This window comes from Gordonia araii NBRC 100433 (assembly GCF_000241265.1).
Taxonomy (GTDB): Bacteria; Actinomycetota; Actinomycetes; order Mycobacteriales; family Mycobacteriaceae; genus Gordonia; species Gordonia araii.
On the sequence record NZ_BAEE01000063.1, the window covers coordinates 76,340 to 91,455 of the forward strand.

Here is a 15,116-nt window from a genome sequence, read left to right on the forward strand (position 1 = left end):
TAGCGCTCGGCGTGCGCGAAGGTAGTGCCATGACCCAGGTACCAGCAATCACCGCCCGCGGGCTACGACGCACCTACCGGTCGGGCTCGGACTCCTACGACGCCGTCCGCGGCATCGACCTCGACGTGGCCGAGGGCGAGGTCTTCGCCCTGCTCGGCACCAACGGCGCGGGCAAGACCTCGACCCTCGACGTGCTCGAAGGGCTGGCCCCGCCGTCGGGCGGCACCGTGGAAGTGTTCGGCTGCGATCCGATCGCCGACCGCGCCGACCTCCGCCCGCAGATCGGGATCATGTTGCAGTCGGGCGGTCTCCCGGCCGAACTCACGGTCGCCGAAACGCTCGAAATGTGGCGCGGCACGTGTTCCTTCCCGGCCGAGATCGCCGACGTCGTCGACAACGTGCGTCTCACCCATCGCCTGCACGTGCGGGTCGGTTCCCTCTCCGGCGGCGAGCAGCGGCGGCTCGACCTCGCCTGCGCGCTACTCGGGCAGCCGCGGCTGCTGTTCCTCGACGAACCCACCACCGGGCTCGATCCGGAAAGCCGGCGCGCCACCTGGGATCTGCTGGCCGCACTGAAGCGCCAGGGCGTCACCATGGTCCTCACCACCCACTACCTCGACGAGGCCGAGGCCCTCGCCGACCGCATCGCCATCATGCACGCGGGAGAGATCGCGCGCGAAGGCACGCTCGGCGAGATCGTCGACGACCATCCGTCGACCATCGCCTTCGATCATCCCGGGATCGCGCTGCCGGAACTCGCCGGTGCCACGATCGACGCCGGTGCGCGAGTCACCGTCGCCACGCACGATCTCGCCGAGCATCTCTACCTGCTGCTCGGCTGGGCGCGCGACGCCGGAGTGCCGCTGCCGAATCTGCAGGCGAGCGCCGCGTCCCTGGAGACGGTCTTCCTCACCATCGCCGACGACCATTCCACCGCGGGAGATCTCCCGTCGACCGCATCGACCACGATCGGAGCAGCACGATGACTCAGCCAGACACCATCCACCTGCCGAGCCGAGCCAGCGGACGGCACGGCCCCCGGCAGCCGAAGAGAACCCGCTTCGGGTCGTTGGCGAAGGCCGAATGGCTCCAGTTCCGGCGAAACAAGACCTTGGTCGTGACCGGCGTGCTGTTCCCGATCGCCACCCCGCTGGCGTGGCATTTCATCGGGAAGGGCACCACCGCCGACGCGGCCGCCCTGGCGACCAGCACGCTGGAGACGTTCGCCCTCATGGCCCTGGTCTTCGTGCAGTACTACTCGGTGTTGTCGATGGTGACGACCCGGCGCGGGGAGGGAGTTTTGAAACGACTCCGGACCGGTGAGTCGACCGACCGCGAGATCCTCTCGGCACCGGCGGTCCCCGGGCTGATACTCACCTTGATCGGTGCCGTGGTGGTCGGCGCGGTGGTCTATGCCACCGGCGCGCCGGCCCCGGTCAATCCACTGGCATTCGTTCTAGCCCTGGCGGGCGGGGCGGTCGTCTTCACGCTGCTCGCACTGGCCACCAGTGTGTTCACCAAGAACGCCGAAGCCGCGCAGATCACGTCGATGCCCGTCATGGTGTTGGCAATCGTCGGGCTCGGCTCCATCCGGAGCGTGCTGCCGGACCGCCTGGGCACGATCGCCGATTGGACCCCGTTCGCCGCCGTATCGGATCTGATCGGCCTCGGAGCCGCCGGGACTCCCCTGGCCGGCGGCGAGCCGCTGCGCTTCGCCGAGTCGTTCGCCGATTTCGGGCGTCCTCTTGTCACACTGGGGCTATGGGCAGCGATCGCGTTCTTCGTCGTCTACAAGCGCTTTCGCTGGGACGACCGCGGATGACGCTTCCGCTCGCGGACTGGTGGCGCCAGCTGTCGGATCCGGCCCGGTACCGGCTCTACACCCGGGCGACCCTGCAGGCGGTGATCGTGGTCGTCATCGCCTCGCTGGCTTTTCGCGGCACCGACGGCTGGCAACTGCTGGTGATCGGGACCGCGGGAGCGGTCGGCGTGACGGTCATCGGCTGGCGACCCGAGTTCGCGGCGGACCCCCGCTCGGCCCGAACCAGGCCGTGGATGATCCCGGCCGCCTGTCTCGTGTTGGGCGCGCTGTGGCTGGGGTGTATCGCCGCGTCGTTCGCCCTGCCCGACGACCACACCGGTTCGCGCGTCGGAGTCGCCGCGGCTTTCACCGTGTTCGTGGCGGCCATGGCGGTGCTTCCCTTCGTCGTCAGGCCCTGGTCGGCGCTGTTGGTGCTGAGCGCCGCCACCGGGCTGATCCTGCGCTCCCCGGTCACCTGGGGACTGGCCGCGACCGCAGCGATATTCGCCACCGGGGCGGCACTTCTCGGTACCGCGCTGCTGACGTTGTGGAGCCTCCGGATCGTCGACGAATTGGAGCGGGCGAAGACCGCCGAAGCCGAACTCAAGGTCGCCGAGGAGCGCCTGCGTTTCGGGCGCGATCTGCACGATGTCGTGGGCCGCGGCTTCTCGGCGATCGCGGTGAAGAGCGAGCTGGCCACCACGCTGGCCCGCGCGGGAGCCGTCGATCGGGCGGCCGATGAGATGGACGAGGTGAAGTCGCTCGCCGTGGAGTCGATGGAACAGATGCGCGCCCTCGTCCGCGGCTACCGCGACGTCGACTTGGAGGCTGAGGTCAAGGGCGCTCGATCACTGCTGTCGGCCGCGGGTTGCGAACTGCACGTCGAAGGCACCACCGCGGCGATCCCTTCCGAGTTCCACCCGGTCGCGGCGTGGGTCGTGCGGGAGGGAACGACCAACATCGTGAAGCACTCCCGCGCACGGTCGGCGACACTCGCGCTGGCGGCGTCGGGGATGTCGCTGCGCAACGACGGGGTCGTCAGCGGGCCGGGAACGCCCTCCGGACTCCGCGGCCTGGACGAACGGCTGAGCGAGGTCGGTGCCCGCATGTCGACCACATCCGACGACGGCAGCTATGAGCTGCGCATACGGTGGGGACCATCATGATTCCCATTCTCCTGGCCGACGACGAGAACCTCATCCGCTCCGCGATGGCATCGATGCTCGACCTCCAGGACGACCTGACCGTCGTCGCCGACGTCGGGACCGGCGATGAACTCCTCGACGCCTGGCGCGCCAGGGTCGACGCCGGAGCGGAACCCGCCGTCGCCATCGTCGACCTGCAGATGCCGGGGCGCGACGGCATCGAGACGGCGGTCGAACTCCTGAGTCTCACCCCTGATGCGGGAATCGTGATGGTCACCAGCCACGGGCGCCCCGGCTACCTCAAACGGGCACTGGAGGCCGGCATCCGCGGATTCTTGCCCAAGACCACCTCGGCGACGACACTGGCCGACGTCATCCGCACCGTGCACGGCGGCGGTCGCTACGTCGATCCCGAACTGGCCGCCGAAGCCATCAGCACCGGCGATTCACCTCTAACGCCCCGCGAGTCCGATGTCCTCGAACTGGCCCTCGAGGGATTCTCCGTCGAGGAGATCGCTACCCGCGCCCACCTCTCGGCCGGCACGACCCGCAACTATCTCTCCTCGGCGATGACGAAGCTGGCGGTCTCGAACCGCTACGAGGCGGCCGTCCGGGCTCGTGAACGCGGCTGGCTCTGAGCTGGCGTCGGCCGGTCGGCTCGGCTGAGAACGTCGTCACAGTTTCACATCTGTCCCGCTGGTTCACACCTGCCCCGCAGGTTGTTGCCAGGATTCGCCGCTACACTCGCGCACATGCGCCTGCGACTCCTGCTTTCCGCTGCCCTGGTTACCGCTGCCGCCCTGATCACCGGTTCGGTGAGCGCCGCACAGGCCGCCCCGGCACCGCACAAAGCCGCGGCGGGCAGCATGGACTTCGGCAGTTCCGGTACGGACATGTTCGGTCCGGAGGGCATGTTCCTGTGGCAGAACCCCGGTGGCCGCTACATCGTGGTGCTCGGCGCGAAGATGGGCACTTTCGGTCAGACTCCGGCCATCCTGGAGCAGCGGCTGAGCAAGGCCGCACGGCTCGGCCGGACTCACCCGTTCAACCGGATCGTCGTCTCCGGCGGGGACACCTGGTGGCTGCCCGTGTCCGAAGCGCAGTTCATGAACATCGGACTGATCAAGCGCGGGATCCCCGTGTGGCAGATGGTCAACGAAGGACAGTCCAAGAGCACGGTCCAGAACGCGACCAACACCGTGCGGATGCTCAAGGCGATGGGCGCCGACGGCGCGGTCATCGTCACGAACGGCTTCCACATGAAGCGAGCGATGAAGAACTTCCGCGACGCGGCACGAAAGCAGCACGCGCGCATCAAGTTCGTCCCCTCCTACGCCTGAGGCACTCGCTCGAATCGAAGGTCGGTGGACGCCCGCCGACCTAGGATCGGGCCATGACTCCCCGACGGCTCCGGCACGTGATCGCAACCATCTGCCTGGCGGCCGTCGCCACAGCCTGCACCACGACCAACTCCGGCCCGGTCGCGCCGTCGGAGTCAAGCCGGCAGGCAACGCCGCCCGAAGCTCATTCACCTGCACCGACGACCGCGGCCACCGCGCCCGTGTCGCCGGTGGCGATGGGTACCGCCGATGTCCCCGGACTCCCGCGCATCGGCCAGTGGATGATCGCGCCGGACGGCGAGATCGCAGCCTGGCTCGGGATGTCGTTGGCCGGCAAGCCCTTCCGCGAGCCGATCAATGTGATCTTCGTCGATGCCGGGGCCCGCGATGCGGCGGAGGCCAAAGCACGGCTCGTCGAGGCGATGACCAGCGCCGGCTACCCACCGCGGACGGGGCATTCATCCGGCTACCGGGGTGTCATCGGCGGCCAGGTGCACGGCCAGCTGCCCGAGCAGAAGGACCACGCCTTCTCCACGCACCCGTTCGAGGAGAACAACAATCACGGACGTATCTTCGGGCCGCATCGCACGGATGGCGGATGGGTCTTCATCGGGGCCTTGAGCCGGGAGAATGTCGACTACGGGCACATCCCGCCGCAGCACGTCTATTCGTCGTTCAACCGCGCACGCGACGAGCTGGCGGCCGCCCTCGAAGCCAGGAGCGTCTACCAGCGCACCCAGACCGTTCCGCTCGGAACGCCAGCGGTCCGGACGCGACCTATACAACGGCCGACCACGACGGCAACGCCGTCGTCGTGCGGGCTCGGTGAACACCGGCAACCGCCAACCGGTCAGTCGCCGGGCAGATCCCGGAACGTGAGCCGGGCGACGCCGATGCCGAAGAACACGGCCGCGACGGCGGCGAAGTAGACCATGGACCCGTTCGGCCCGCCGAAGATGCTGTCGAACGTCGGCGACTGACCGGCACCCATCTCGCCGTTCTTGAACAGCGCGATGCGCTGGAGGAAGATGCCGAAGTCGCCCGGGATGAATCCGACGAACGTCTCGACGCCCCACTTCCACAGCAGGAGGACCATGATCGCCACCCCGGGCCGCGGAATGAGCATCGAGACGCCCAGCGCCAGCATGACGACCAGAAAGGCCAGCGTTGGCGTCCCGATCAGGAGTCGTACGCCGGCCGGATCCAGCGGATCTACCCGATCCCATATCTCCGGGAACACCTTGGGCAGCACGGCAAGATTGATCAGGGTCGCCACGAAAGTCGTTGCCGCGGCGACGATTCCGTAGACGACGAGTTTCGCGACCGGCATCAGCCACCGTGCCGGCACGATGCCGTACACGATGTCTGCGGTCTTGTCCTTGAACTCACCGCAGTAGGAAGTCACCGCTCCCGCCATCAAGATGAAGGTGGAGAAGACGATGACCCAGTATGCGGCGTTGTCGGTGTCCATCCCGCCGCTGCCGTCGATCTTGTTCATCTGTGCCGCGGCGGCGAGCGACGCGTTGATTCCCACGGGGATGATCAGCGCGAGCGGAATGAGGGCGTACCAGAGCGGGCTGCGCCAGGACAGCTTCGCCATCTCCGATCGCACCGACCGGACGAACGCGGTCAACGTGCCTCCCCCGCCGAGTACTCGACGCTGCCGCGGGTGAGTTCCAAGTAGATCGACTCCAACCTGCGCGGTCCGGCCGCTCGGGCGAGGACGTCGTCGGCCCTCGCGTTGCACAACACCCGTCCCCGACCCATGATCACGATCCACGATGCGGTGATCTCCACTTCGCCGAGACTGTGCGACGCGACGAGCAGCGTCTTCCCCTCGGCGGTGAGGCGGCCGAAGAGATCGCGCAGCCACAGGACGCCCTCGACGTCGAGGCCGTTGGCCGGTTCGTCGAGCACCAGCACGGCGGGGTCGCCGAGCAGTGCCGACGCTATTCCGAGGCGCTGGAGCATGCCGAGGGAGAACCCTCCCACGAGTCGCTTGGCCGCGGGTTCGAGTCCGACCTCGGCGAGTACTCGCTCGGCCTCGCCGTCACCGATCCCCGCGAGTCGCGCCTGCCATCGCAGATGCTGAATCGCCGTGTGATTGGGGTTTCGCGAGTGAGCGCTCAGCGAGAAGCCGATCTCGTGCTTCACGTCGCGGATCCGGCGCAGCGACCGGCCGTTGATGGCGATCGTTCCGGAGTCCGGCGACGTCAATCCGGCGATCATCCTCATCACCGTCGACTTGCCCGCGCCGTTGGGTCCGAGCAGGTAGGTCACGCCACCCGGGACGGCGGTCAACGACACATCGTCGACGGCCTTCTTCTCCCCGTAAGCCTTGGTGACGCCAGATATCTCGATCAAACGAACTTCGCCGGCATGCCGTTGGTCTGCGCGTTGCGCTTCCAGTCGTACTTCCACAGCCCACCTTCGCGGACGTAGGAGTAGGTGAAGCCCTGCGCCGGGAAGCCCGCCATGGTGCCGTGGAATCGGGCCGTCATCGTGTTGCCGCTGACGTTCACCGACACCACGTCGCCCTTCATGGAGAAGAAGTCGTACTGGCGCGACAGTCCGAGCATCCGCTGCAGCTCGCCGCGGTTGGCCGCGCCGTTGACCGACACCTCCAGCTTCGGCCCGATCGGCAGGCTCGGGTTCATGAACGCCGCATAGGACCGTTTCACCTCGGCCTTGCTCGGCGTAGCCGACCGCATGTAGAGGTCAGAGGTCTTCGCGCCGCGGATGGTGACGTCGCCGTGCGCGGCCGGGGCCGCCAGACCGACCGCCAACAGGGCCGCGAAAACTACGCCGACGATACCGGTGATGAGCTTGGACAAGGGGCCACTCCTCAGTTGTTGATGGCTCGCGATCGGCTTGCATCGTTCAGTAGCCGAAGTTCGGGTTGCCGCTGCACTTCATTTCCGAGCAGATGGCTTTCCAGTCGTACTTCCACAAACCGCCCTCGCGGATCCAGTGGTAGCGCACCGACGTCGCGGGGAAGCCCGCCATCACGCCGGAGCCGGTCGCCGACATGCGGCTGCCGGACACGCTGGGGGCGCCGAAACGGCCCTGCACGGAGAAGAAGTCGTAGGTGCGCGACATCGACATGACGTTGCCCAGTGCCTTGCGCACGGCCGGGGTATTGCCGCGGTAGGTCACCGCGAGCTTCGGTCCCAGCGGAACGTTCGGGTTCCAGAACGCGGCGAACTGGCGCTCCAGCTGGCCAGAACTGGGACGCTCGGCGCGGACCGACAGGTCGGCGGCCTTGCCGTTGCGGACCGACACGTCGGCCTGGGCGGCTGGGGTTGCGAGCCCCGTGGCGACGACGACGGCGAACAGGGCGCCGAACGCGGCGCGGGCAAACTTCGACATGACGATCTCCTCGTGGGGTTGCGTTCTGCGAATGTCTGTTTTGAGTGAATCCTATTGACCGCCAGTTTGGTTAGTCAAACCTAAGCGGCCTTACACACTCCTGCGCTCGCGACGTCAGTACCCGAAGAACAGGTTGCCGCGGCACTTGAGTTCCTGGCAGGTGCGCTTCCAGTCGAACTTCCACCGACCGTCCTCACGCAGGTAGTGGTAGTCGAACGTCGACACCGGCACGCCCACCATCACGCCGGTCATCGGCGCCCGCGCCCGGGCATCCTTGACCCGCACCGGTCCGGCCGACCTCCCCGACAGGGTGAGGTAGTCGAATCCCGGGCGCGGGCCGAAGAGTTTGGCCAGTGCGGGCCGCGCCGTTTCCCCGTTGTAGGACGCCGGCGATGCTATTGAGCCCCGTCGCCGTCCGTCAAACACGAATTCACCATCGTCAATACCGGTGTCACAGCGTTAGCGCAGGTCGACGACCCCTTCACCGGCCGGATCCGAGTACAACGCGACGATCTCGTCGGCGTACTTGGTGTTGATCGGCGAACGGCGCAGCTTCATCGTCGGCGTCAGCTCCTCGCCGCCCGGCTCCCATGGGGACGACACGATGACGAACCGCTTGACCTGCTCGACGCGCGACAGCTTCGCATTGCCCTCGGTGACCGCCTTGCGCACCTCGGCCACCACCTCCGGGTGCGACGAGATGGCCGCCAGGTCGTTCTCGTCGATCCCGTGCTGGTGCGCCTTGACGACGGCCACATCGGGATCGAGGACGATGAGAGCGGTGACGTAGGGTTTGCCGTCGCCCAGCGCGACGATCTGTCCGATCAGCGACGATGTCGCCTTGATCGAATTCTCGATGTTGGTCGGCGCCAGGTTCTTGCCGGACTCGTTGATGAGCAGTTCTTTCTTGCGGTCGACGATGGTGACGTTGCCGTCGGCGCCGATCTGAGCGACGTCACCGGTGGCGAGCCAACCGTCGGCATCGATCGTTTCCGCCGTCTTGTCCGGCTGGTTGCGATAGCCGGCCATGATCACCGGGCCGCGGACGAACAGTTCGCCGTCCTCGCCGAGCTTCACCTCGACGCCACCGATCGGGCGCCCGACGGTGCCGATCGCCAGGTTGTCCTCGGATGTCATGGTCGACACGCCGGTCGTCTCCGACATGCCCCACACCTCCAGCACCGGAATCCCCATGCCCAGGTAGAAGCGCAGGACCTCCGGTGGAATGGACGCCGCGCCGGATGCGGCGACGCGGATCGTGTCCATGCCGATCGCGCCGCGCACCTTGGAGAGAACCAGCTTGTCGGCCAGACCGTGCTGGATACCGAGCAGTCCCGACGGCGACTTCCCCTGCAGGCGGAGGTCGGCGACCTCGGCACCGACGCTGAACGCCCACCCGGCGAGCTTGCTCTTGATGCCGCTCGACTCTTCCGCCAGCTTCGCCTCGATCCCGGCTTTCATCTTCTGCCATACGCGTGGCACGCCGAAGAAGAAGGTCGGCCGCGCGTCAGGCAGCGCGGCGGCGATGGCGCGCGGGTCGGGCTCGCTGGTGATCTGGGGCCCGCGGATCATGTTCGTCGCGTGAGTCGAGACGCGGTCGGCGATGTGCGCCGCCGGCAGGTAGGACAGCAGGCGGTCCTCGAAGTCCACATCGATGATCTCCCGCAGCGACGCCAGCTCCGCGATGATGTTGCGATGGGTGATCTCCACGCCCTTGGGCGGCCCGGTCGTACCCGAGGTGTAGATCAGCGTCGCGAGGTCGCCAGGCTGCACGGCCCGCCAGCGCGCGTCGAAGACGAACCCGTCGGGGGCCGGCGTGGCCTCCACATCGGCCAGCGGCGTCGTGCCTTCGCCGCCGTCGACGCTGATGATCGTCTCGACGCCGGTCTTGGCCGCGTTGAGGATCGGCAGGAAAGCCGACTCGGTGACGACGATCTTGTTGCCCGCGTTGCCGAACAGATACTCGACCTGCTCGGGCGCGCTGGTGTTGTAGATGGAGAACGGGACGCCGCCCAGGTGCAGCACCGCGGTGTCGACCAGATGAAATTCCGGACGGTTGGTGAGCATGATGCCCACGGTGTCGCCGTGGCCGACGCCCAGTGCGGCGAGCCCTGAAGCGATTGCCCGCACCCGTTCCCCGTACTGCTTCCACGTGATCTGCACCCCACCTCCGACGGTGCGCAAGGCGACGGCCTCCGGCCGCAGCCGGATCGTCTCCTGGAAGCCTTCGGGCAGGGTCGCGACCGGTTTTCCGGAGGCGTGCGGGAACGTGATCAGATCGTCGGCCATGGCCAATACCCCTTGCGTGAATCGGTGAGTTGACCGCAACCGTAGTCGGGTCGAGGGGTCGGCGGGTGGGGTTCGCCCGACAAAAAGTAAAGGCTTCGTAACGTGCGCCGGCAGCTACACCTTCACCGGGATATCGCTCAGCCGCCACGGCCCGTCGCCCAGCAGTTCCAGCATCTTGGTGTGGTGCTGATCGGTGGTGCTGCGGTGACTGATCGAGACGAGGATCGTCTCGGGCAACCTGCTGCGGATGAGGCTGTACAACGCGTACTCGAGGCCTTCGTCGACGGCCGAGGTGGCCTCGTCGAGGAACACCACCTTCGGCTTGGACAGCAGGATGCGGGCGAACGCCACCCGCTGTTGCTCACCCGGGGAGAGAACCTTGGCCCAGTACTCGTCCTCGTCGAGCCGGTCGGCCAGGTGCGGCAGCGATACGTCGACGAGCACCTGGCGCAACTGCTCGTCGGTGAATTCGTGCGGGGGTGCCGGATACGCCAGCACCGAACGCAGGTCGGCGAGCGGCAGGTAGGGCACCTGGGACAGGAACAGCGTGTCCCCGCCACCGGGCCGGCTGAACGACCCGTCGACGTAGGGCCAGAGTCCGGACAGCCCGCGGAACAGCGTCGTCTTCCCGCTCCCCGAACGGCCTTTGACGACCATCGCGTCGCCGGGCTCCAGCGTCAGGGCCAGATCGTCGACCAGAAGCGAGCCGTCCGGTTTGGTGATGCTCACCTGGTCGAGTTCGACGATATTGCCGTCGGAGGTGGCGATCGTCGGCAGATGACGCGCCTTCTCGTTGGCGTCCCGCAGGCCGTCGAGGCGGATCAGGGCAGCCCGATACTCGGTGAAATCGTCGTACATCAGGCGGAAGAACGACAGCGAATCGCTGAGGTTCCCGAACGCGGCAGCGGTCTGCTGGAGCTGTCCCAGATTGATGCTCCCGGAGAAGAACCGCCCGGCCTGCACAAGGTACGGCAGAACGACCGAGGTCTGACTGACGCCGAGGTTCCAGCCGGAGAACAGCAGGTTCCGGTAGACGATCTTCCAGTAGTTGTCGATGACGAAGCGAAAGCGGCCCATCAGGTTGCGCTGTTCAACCTCTTCACCCGAGTAGAGCGCGACGTTCTCGGCGTTCTCGCGGACGCGGACCAGCGCGAATCGGAAGTTCGCGGTCAACCGCTCCTTCAGGAAGTTCAGCCGGATCAGCGGTCGGCCGATCCAGAACGCGATGACCGATCCCAGGAACACGAACATCACCAGCAGGAAGACGAGGCCGTGAGGTATGTGCCAACCGAAGAGATCCATCGGGCCCGACAGCCCCCACAGCATGATGGTGAACGTCACGATCGTGACGACCGCCGGGATCACGCCGCCGGTGGCCGATCCGCCCTTGCTGAACACGAACTGTCGTGTCCACTCGACCATCGTGGTGATGTCGCCCTCGATGCGCTGGTCCGGGTTGTCGACGCCGGCGGTGAGTTCGCCGCCGCTGTCCTCGATCGGCACGAACCGGTTGCGGTAGAAGGCCCGTCCACGCAACCAGTCGTCGCTGACGTGCTCGGTGAGCCACGTGCGCATCCGCACTTCGAATGCCGCGCCCACCCATACTTCGATAAGGGTGCGCGCAACGTGAATGGTCGCCAGGAGGCCGAAGATCGCCATCGACTTCCAGAACGCCGATTGCGCGGCGTCGATAGCGGCCGATCGGCCCGGCTGCGACGAGTCCATCCCGAGTGCGGCGCTGCCGGACTGGAACGAGTTGTACATGTCCAGACCCTGGTAGGTGAACAGCACGTTCAGCCGAACACCGAAGATGGACAGCAGCAACAGCACCACGATCAGCAGCCACACCTGCGGCGCGGTCTCACGGTCGGTGAAGAACTTCCCGGCTACGCGCCAGAATTGCCGGCCCCAGTGGGTATACGCGGCCAGCAAGGCTCCGATGCCGACGAGGCAGACGAGAGCCACCCCGGACACCCACAGGGTCCAGACGATGGACTTGGACAGCTCATTGCCCCAGTCGAGGCCCCCGTCGTCCCTCACCGATCACCGCCGGACTGGACGACGACAGGAACGAAAGCGCCCTCCTTGAGGGACTTCGTTGTGACGAACTGCGGCACGGTATCTCCGATCCGGACGGTATAGCCGGCAGCGTCGCTGCGCAGCCCCTTCAGGGTGAACGGCAGGTAGCAAACGGTCCTCGTCTTGCCGGCGTTGTCCGGGTCGGGCCGCTCGATTTCCTTGACCCGCCGCAACGTCGTGCGGACGATCTTGTCGGTCCGATCGGACCACGCGACGACCCGCGTGCCCTCCGAGACGTCGCCGGTCGTCCTCGTCGCACAACTGACGACGACGCCGCCGGCGCCGTCGAACGGTGCCGTCCGCAGGAATCCGGTCATCAGCCAGCCGACCACGATGACGGCGATCGCCCCCAGCGCCCAGATGGCGCCGCTCACCCCGGTGATCGCGGTGATCGCGTTGCGCGTCGTGCGCTGCCATGTGCGTCGCTGAAGATAAGGACCGGGTCCGAGCCACATCTGCGGCGGTGACCACGTAGGCGCCGCGCCGGGGCCCGCGGCCGGCTGGGTCGAGGGCACCGGTCCGGCGACACCGGACTCCGGCGCCGCCGATTCCTCCCCCGGAGGGGCGGGAATCTCCGACGTCGTATCCGGCGTCGATGTCGGTTCCTGCTGGTCGTGCGGATCCACGCTGCGCATGCTCCTTGATTCGGCTCGATCGGAGGTCAACCCGGTCAGGGTACGTCGGGAGTCAGTTTTTCGGCGGGAAGTACTTGATCAGTGCCTCCTGAACGACAGACGTCGCCAGCACCCCGTCGCGGGTGAAGAACCGGCCGGACCCGATGCCGCGAGATCCCGCGGCGACCGGCGACTCGGTGGCGTACAGCAGCCAATCGTCGAAACGGAACTCGCGGTGGAACCACATCGAGTGGTTGACGGTCGCGGCGAACAGCCGGTCGATGCCCCAGGACAGGCCATGGGTGGTGATGATCGAGTCGAGCACAGTGGTGTCCGAGGCGTAACACATTGCCGCGACATGCCAGATCTGGTCGTCGGGCAGGCGACCGTCGGTCCGCATCCAGACCCGGTTCTTCAGCAGCTTCTCCCCCGCTTCGCGCACCTTCCAGGTCGGGTCGTTGGCGAAGCGGATATCGATCGGATGCAATGCGTTCACGAAGAGCGCAATCGTGTCCTCGTACCCTTTGAAGTGCTCGCCGAGCTCCGGCAGTTCCTCCGGATAGGGCACCGTCGGGCTCTCGATGGCGTGCTCCAGGCCGGCGGTGTTGTCCTGGTAGGCGACGAGCATCGTGAAGATGTCCTCGCCGTCCTGGCGGGCGGTCACCTGGCGGTTCGCGAAAGACTTGCCGTCGCGGAAGCGCGTGATGTGGTACTCCATCGGCTTCTCGACGTCACCGCCGCGGATGAAGTGAGCATGGAGCGCGTGCACCGGCGGATTGCCGCGCGTGAGAGACCGTGTCGCGGCCACGACGCCCTGACCCAGCAGTTGACCGCCGAACGTGCGGGCGGTCTTCTGCTCCGGGTGCTGTCCGATGAACACGTCGTCGTCGGCCTGTTCGACATCGAGCAGGCCGAGCAACACGTTCAGGTCGTCGGACCGATCAGCTTCAGTGGCGTCAGAAGTCATGAGGACAGCCTAGGTTGTACCGGTCAGCGCAACGTCGCCGGGCGGACGCCCAGCCACGTCGAGCGGATTCTCGTAAGGAACGATAGACGTACCTTCCGGCCCGTTCGGGACCACTTTCGCGCCAGCATTCCCGGGTCTAACAACCGGCCAGCCCGACAGACCCAAGCGCGACGACAGCAGCCCTATCCAAAATTAGATCTGTACCTAGATTCTAGGCCGTCGCTAGAGCACACACATCGCGGGCCAATCTCGTAGCTGGCCCCTCGGCATCAAAGGGTTTCGGCCCGCGATTAAAGATGAGGTCTACTTCGACGGACATGGTGCCAAATTTTGTTCCCCAAGTAACGATCGAATCTGTGCCATTCTCGCCGACACCCTCCGCGATATTACCGATACACCCCGGTCCGATATCGATATTTCGTTGGCTGGTCCTCGCAGCCGACTTTGACTCCTGCGCAAAAGATGCCTTCGAAGACCGGACAATCGCTATATATGCGATCGATTATTCGGAACCTGAGGAATACCCCAAGCGCACGTCCGCATCATGGACCATTTCGTTTCTCGAGCGGACGGATCCAATCCCGCAGTGCTCAGAACGTCTTCCGAAATATCGCACGGATCTGGCAACTCAGCGACGTCGAGCGGATTCTCCTCGTAAGGAACGATCGACGTCCCCTCCGGACCCGTAGGAACCACCTTGCCGACCGGGGTCCCCTCAACCGAGCAACTCATCAGGAGAGCGACGGCGGAAACCATGGCAACCACCGCACTAGCGCGTCGCGACCTGCCACAGATCGTGGGTGGGCGTGTCACGAAGGCGCCACCTTGTAAACCGACCTCGCGAACAACAAGGCCCGCTCTCGCGCACCAAGCCGACTCCCAGGCTCAGGATTGTCCAATCGAAAGATGACACTTGTGGCACCGAACGAAGTCCCCCAGCACACGACCGCCGCCGAATTCGTTGCAGTTCCATATTTGAAATCGGCGACCAGACCTGGCACACCTGAAGCGAGTTCAATCATCTGTAGATTGACGTAGTTGACATTCTTGAGCTTCTTTTCAAAAGACTGAGTATCGGCTATGACCTGGGCCGAGATGCGCTTATTAGAAGTCGGATCAAACCCAGACCACGAGCAACCCCGTCGACCAAACTCCTGATCCCGACTCATGGTCGTAGAAGGATCCAACCTGACCGCCTTCAGCGCACTGTTCGGAACACTACAAGGATTCCACAATCGCCTCTCTCCCGGCTCATCCTTTAACGGGCTCGACTCGCCAGCAATCGACGTGTTCTCGGATAGCATTGATTCAGTACCCGTCGTCGATGGCACGTGCATCGAACAACCGGCAACCAAGACCGCCGTCACACACACGGCTGCTACGACACCACCAAACCTAGCCACGATCCGCAACACATGCTCCCCTGACGTCAACCCAACACTTTTGCTATTTACAATAGTCTAGTTTCACGTCACACTCATCGCGGCGCTAGTTTGAAGATTTCTCGAGCGA

The 15,116-nt window shown here is 65.8% G+C and carries 15 protein-coding genes; 6 read left to right on the top strand and 9 right to left on the bottom strand.

Annotation, left to right across the window (positions count from 1 at the left end):
* The first annotated feature begins 29 nt into the window (after positions 1-29).
* From GOARA_RS13460 to GOARA_RS13485, 6 genes are all read left to right on the top strand, one after another.
* Entirely contained in the window at positions 30-986 is a 957-nt protein-coding gene (locus GOARA_RS13460) for an ABC transporter ATP-binding protein (RefSeq protein ID WP_007322946.1), read from the top strand.
* A complete protein-coding gene (locus GOARA_RS13465; RefSeq protein WP_007322947.1) occupies positions 983-1,822 on the top strand; it encodes an ABC transporter permease in 840 nt (279 codons plus the stop codon). The genes GOARA_RS13460 and GOARA_RS13465 overlap by 4 nt, the downstream gene beginning before the upstream one ends.
* The gene (locus GOARA_RS13470) at positions 1,819-2,967 is read left to right on the top strand and encodes a sensor histidine kinase (protein WP_007322948.1); all 1,149 of its coding nucleotides are present in this window, start codon (positions 1,819-1,821) and stop codon (positions 2,965-2,967) included. The genes GOARA_RS13465 and GOARA_RS13470 overlap by 4 nt, the downstream gene beginning before the upstream one ends.
* Positions 2,964-3,584, top strand: a complete 621-nt coding sequence (locus tag GOARA_RS13475; RefSeq protein ID WP_040523343.1) for a response regulator transcription factor — start codon at positions 2,964-2,966, stop codon at positions 3,582-3,584. Before GOARA_RS13470 ends, GOARA_RS13475 begins: the two co-directional genes overlap by 4 nt.
* A 114-nt stretch (positions 3,585-3,698) precedes the next feature.
* Positions 3,699-4,286: a YdcF family protein gene (locus GOARA_RS13480; RefSeq protein ID WP_007322950.1), complete on the top strand. Its 588-nt coding sequence runs from the start codon at positions 3,699-3,701 to the stop codon at positions 4,284-4,286.
* A 53-nt stretch (positions 4,287-4,339) separates the two neighbouring features.
* The gene (locus GOARA_RS13485) at positions 4,340-5,215 is read left to right on the top strand and encodes a hypothetical protein (protein WP_007322951.1); all 876 of its coding nucleotides are present in this window, start codon (positions 4,340-4,342) and stop codon (positions 5,213-5,215) included.
* Here the strand turns inward: GOARA_RS13485 and GOARA_RS13490 are convergent.
* From GOARA_RS13490 to GOARA_RS13530, 9 genes are all read right to left on the bottom strand, one after another.
* Positions 5,137-5,919, bottom strand: coding sequence for an ABC transporter permease (locus GOARA_RS13490; RefSeq protein ID WP_007322952.1), 783 nt, complete (start codon positions 5,917-5,919; stop codon positions 5,137-5,139). The genes GOARA_RS13485 and GOARA_RS13490 overlap by 79 nt on opposite strands.
* Complete coding sequence (locus tag GOARA_RS13495) at positions 5,916-6,650, bottom strand: ABC transporter ATP-binding protein (protein ID WP_007322953.1); 735 nt, start codon at positions 6,648-6,650, stop codon at positions 5,916-5,918. The genes GOARA_RS13490 and GOARA_RS13495 overlap by 4 nt, the downstream gene beginning before the upstream one ends.
* Positions 6,647-7,120, bottom strand: a complete 474-nt coding sequence (locus GOARA_RS13500; protein WP_007322954.1) for an MTB12 C-terminal domain-containing protein — start codon at positions 7,118-7,120, stop codon at positions 6,647-6,649. The genes GOARA_RS13495 and GOARA_RS13500 overlap by 4 nt, the downstream gene beginning before the upstream one ends.
* Positions 7,121-7,166: 46 nt before the next feature.
* Positions 7,167-7,655, bottom strand: a complete 489-nt coding sequence (locus GOARA_RS13505; RefSeq protein WP_007322955.1) for an MTB12 C-terminal domain-containing protein — start codon at positions 7,653-7,655, stop codon at positions 7,167-7,169.
* A gap of 114 nt (positions 7,656-7,769) precedes the next feature.
* On the bottom strand, positions 7,770-8,081 hold the full coding sequence (locus GOARA_RS19905) for a hypothetical protein (protein WP_007322956.1): 312 nt from the start codon (positions 8,079-8,081) through the stop codon (positions 7,770-7,772).
* 33 nt (positions 8,082-8,114) lie between these two features.
* On the bottom strand, positions 8,115-9,944 hold the full coding sequence (locus GOARA_RS13515; RefSeq protein ID WP_007322957.1) for an AMP-dependent synthetase/ligase: 1,830 nt from the start codon (positions 9,942-9,944) through the stop codon (positions 8,115-8,117).
* Between the two features lie 114 nt (positions 9,945-10,058).
* Entirely contained in the window at positions 10,059-11,984 is a 1,926-nt protein-coding gene (locus GOARA_RS13520; protein ID WP_007322958.1) for an ABC transporter ATP-binding protein/permease, read from the bottom strand.
* Positions 11,981-12,649: a hypothetical protein gene (locus GOARA_RS13525; protein ID WP_007322959.1), complete on the bottom strand. Its 669-nt coding sequence runs from the start codon at positions 12,647-12,649 to the stop codon at positions 11,981-11,983. The genes GOARA_RS13520 and GOARA_RS13525 overlap by 4 nt, the downstream gene beginning before the upstream one ends.
* Before the next feature lie 61 nt (positions 12,650-12,710).
* Positions 12,711-13,604, bottom strand: coding sequence for an acyl-CoA thioesterase (locus GOARA_RS13530; protein WP_007322960.1), 894 nt, complete (start codon positions 13,602-13,604; stop codon positions 12,711-12,713).
* Between the last annotated feature and the right edge of the window lie 1,512 nt (positions 13,605-15,116).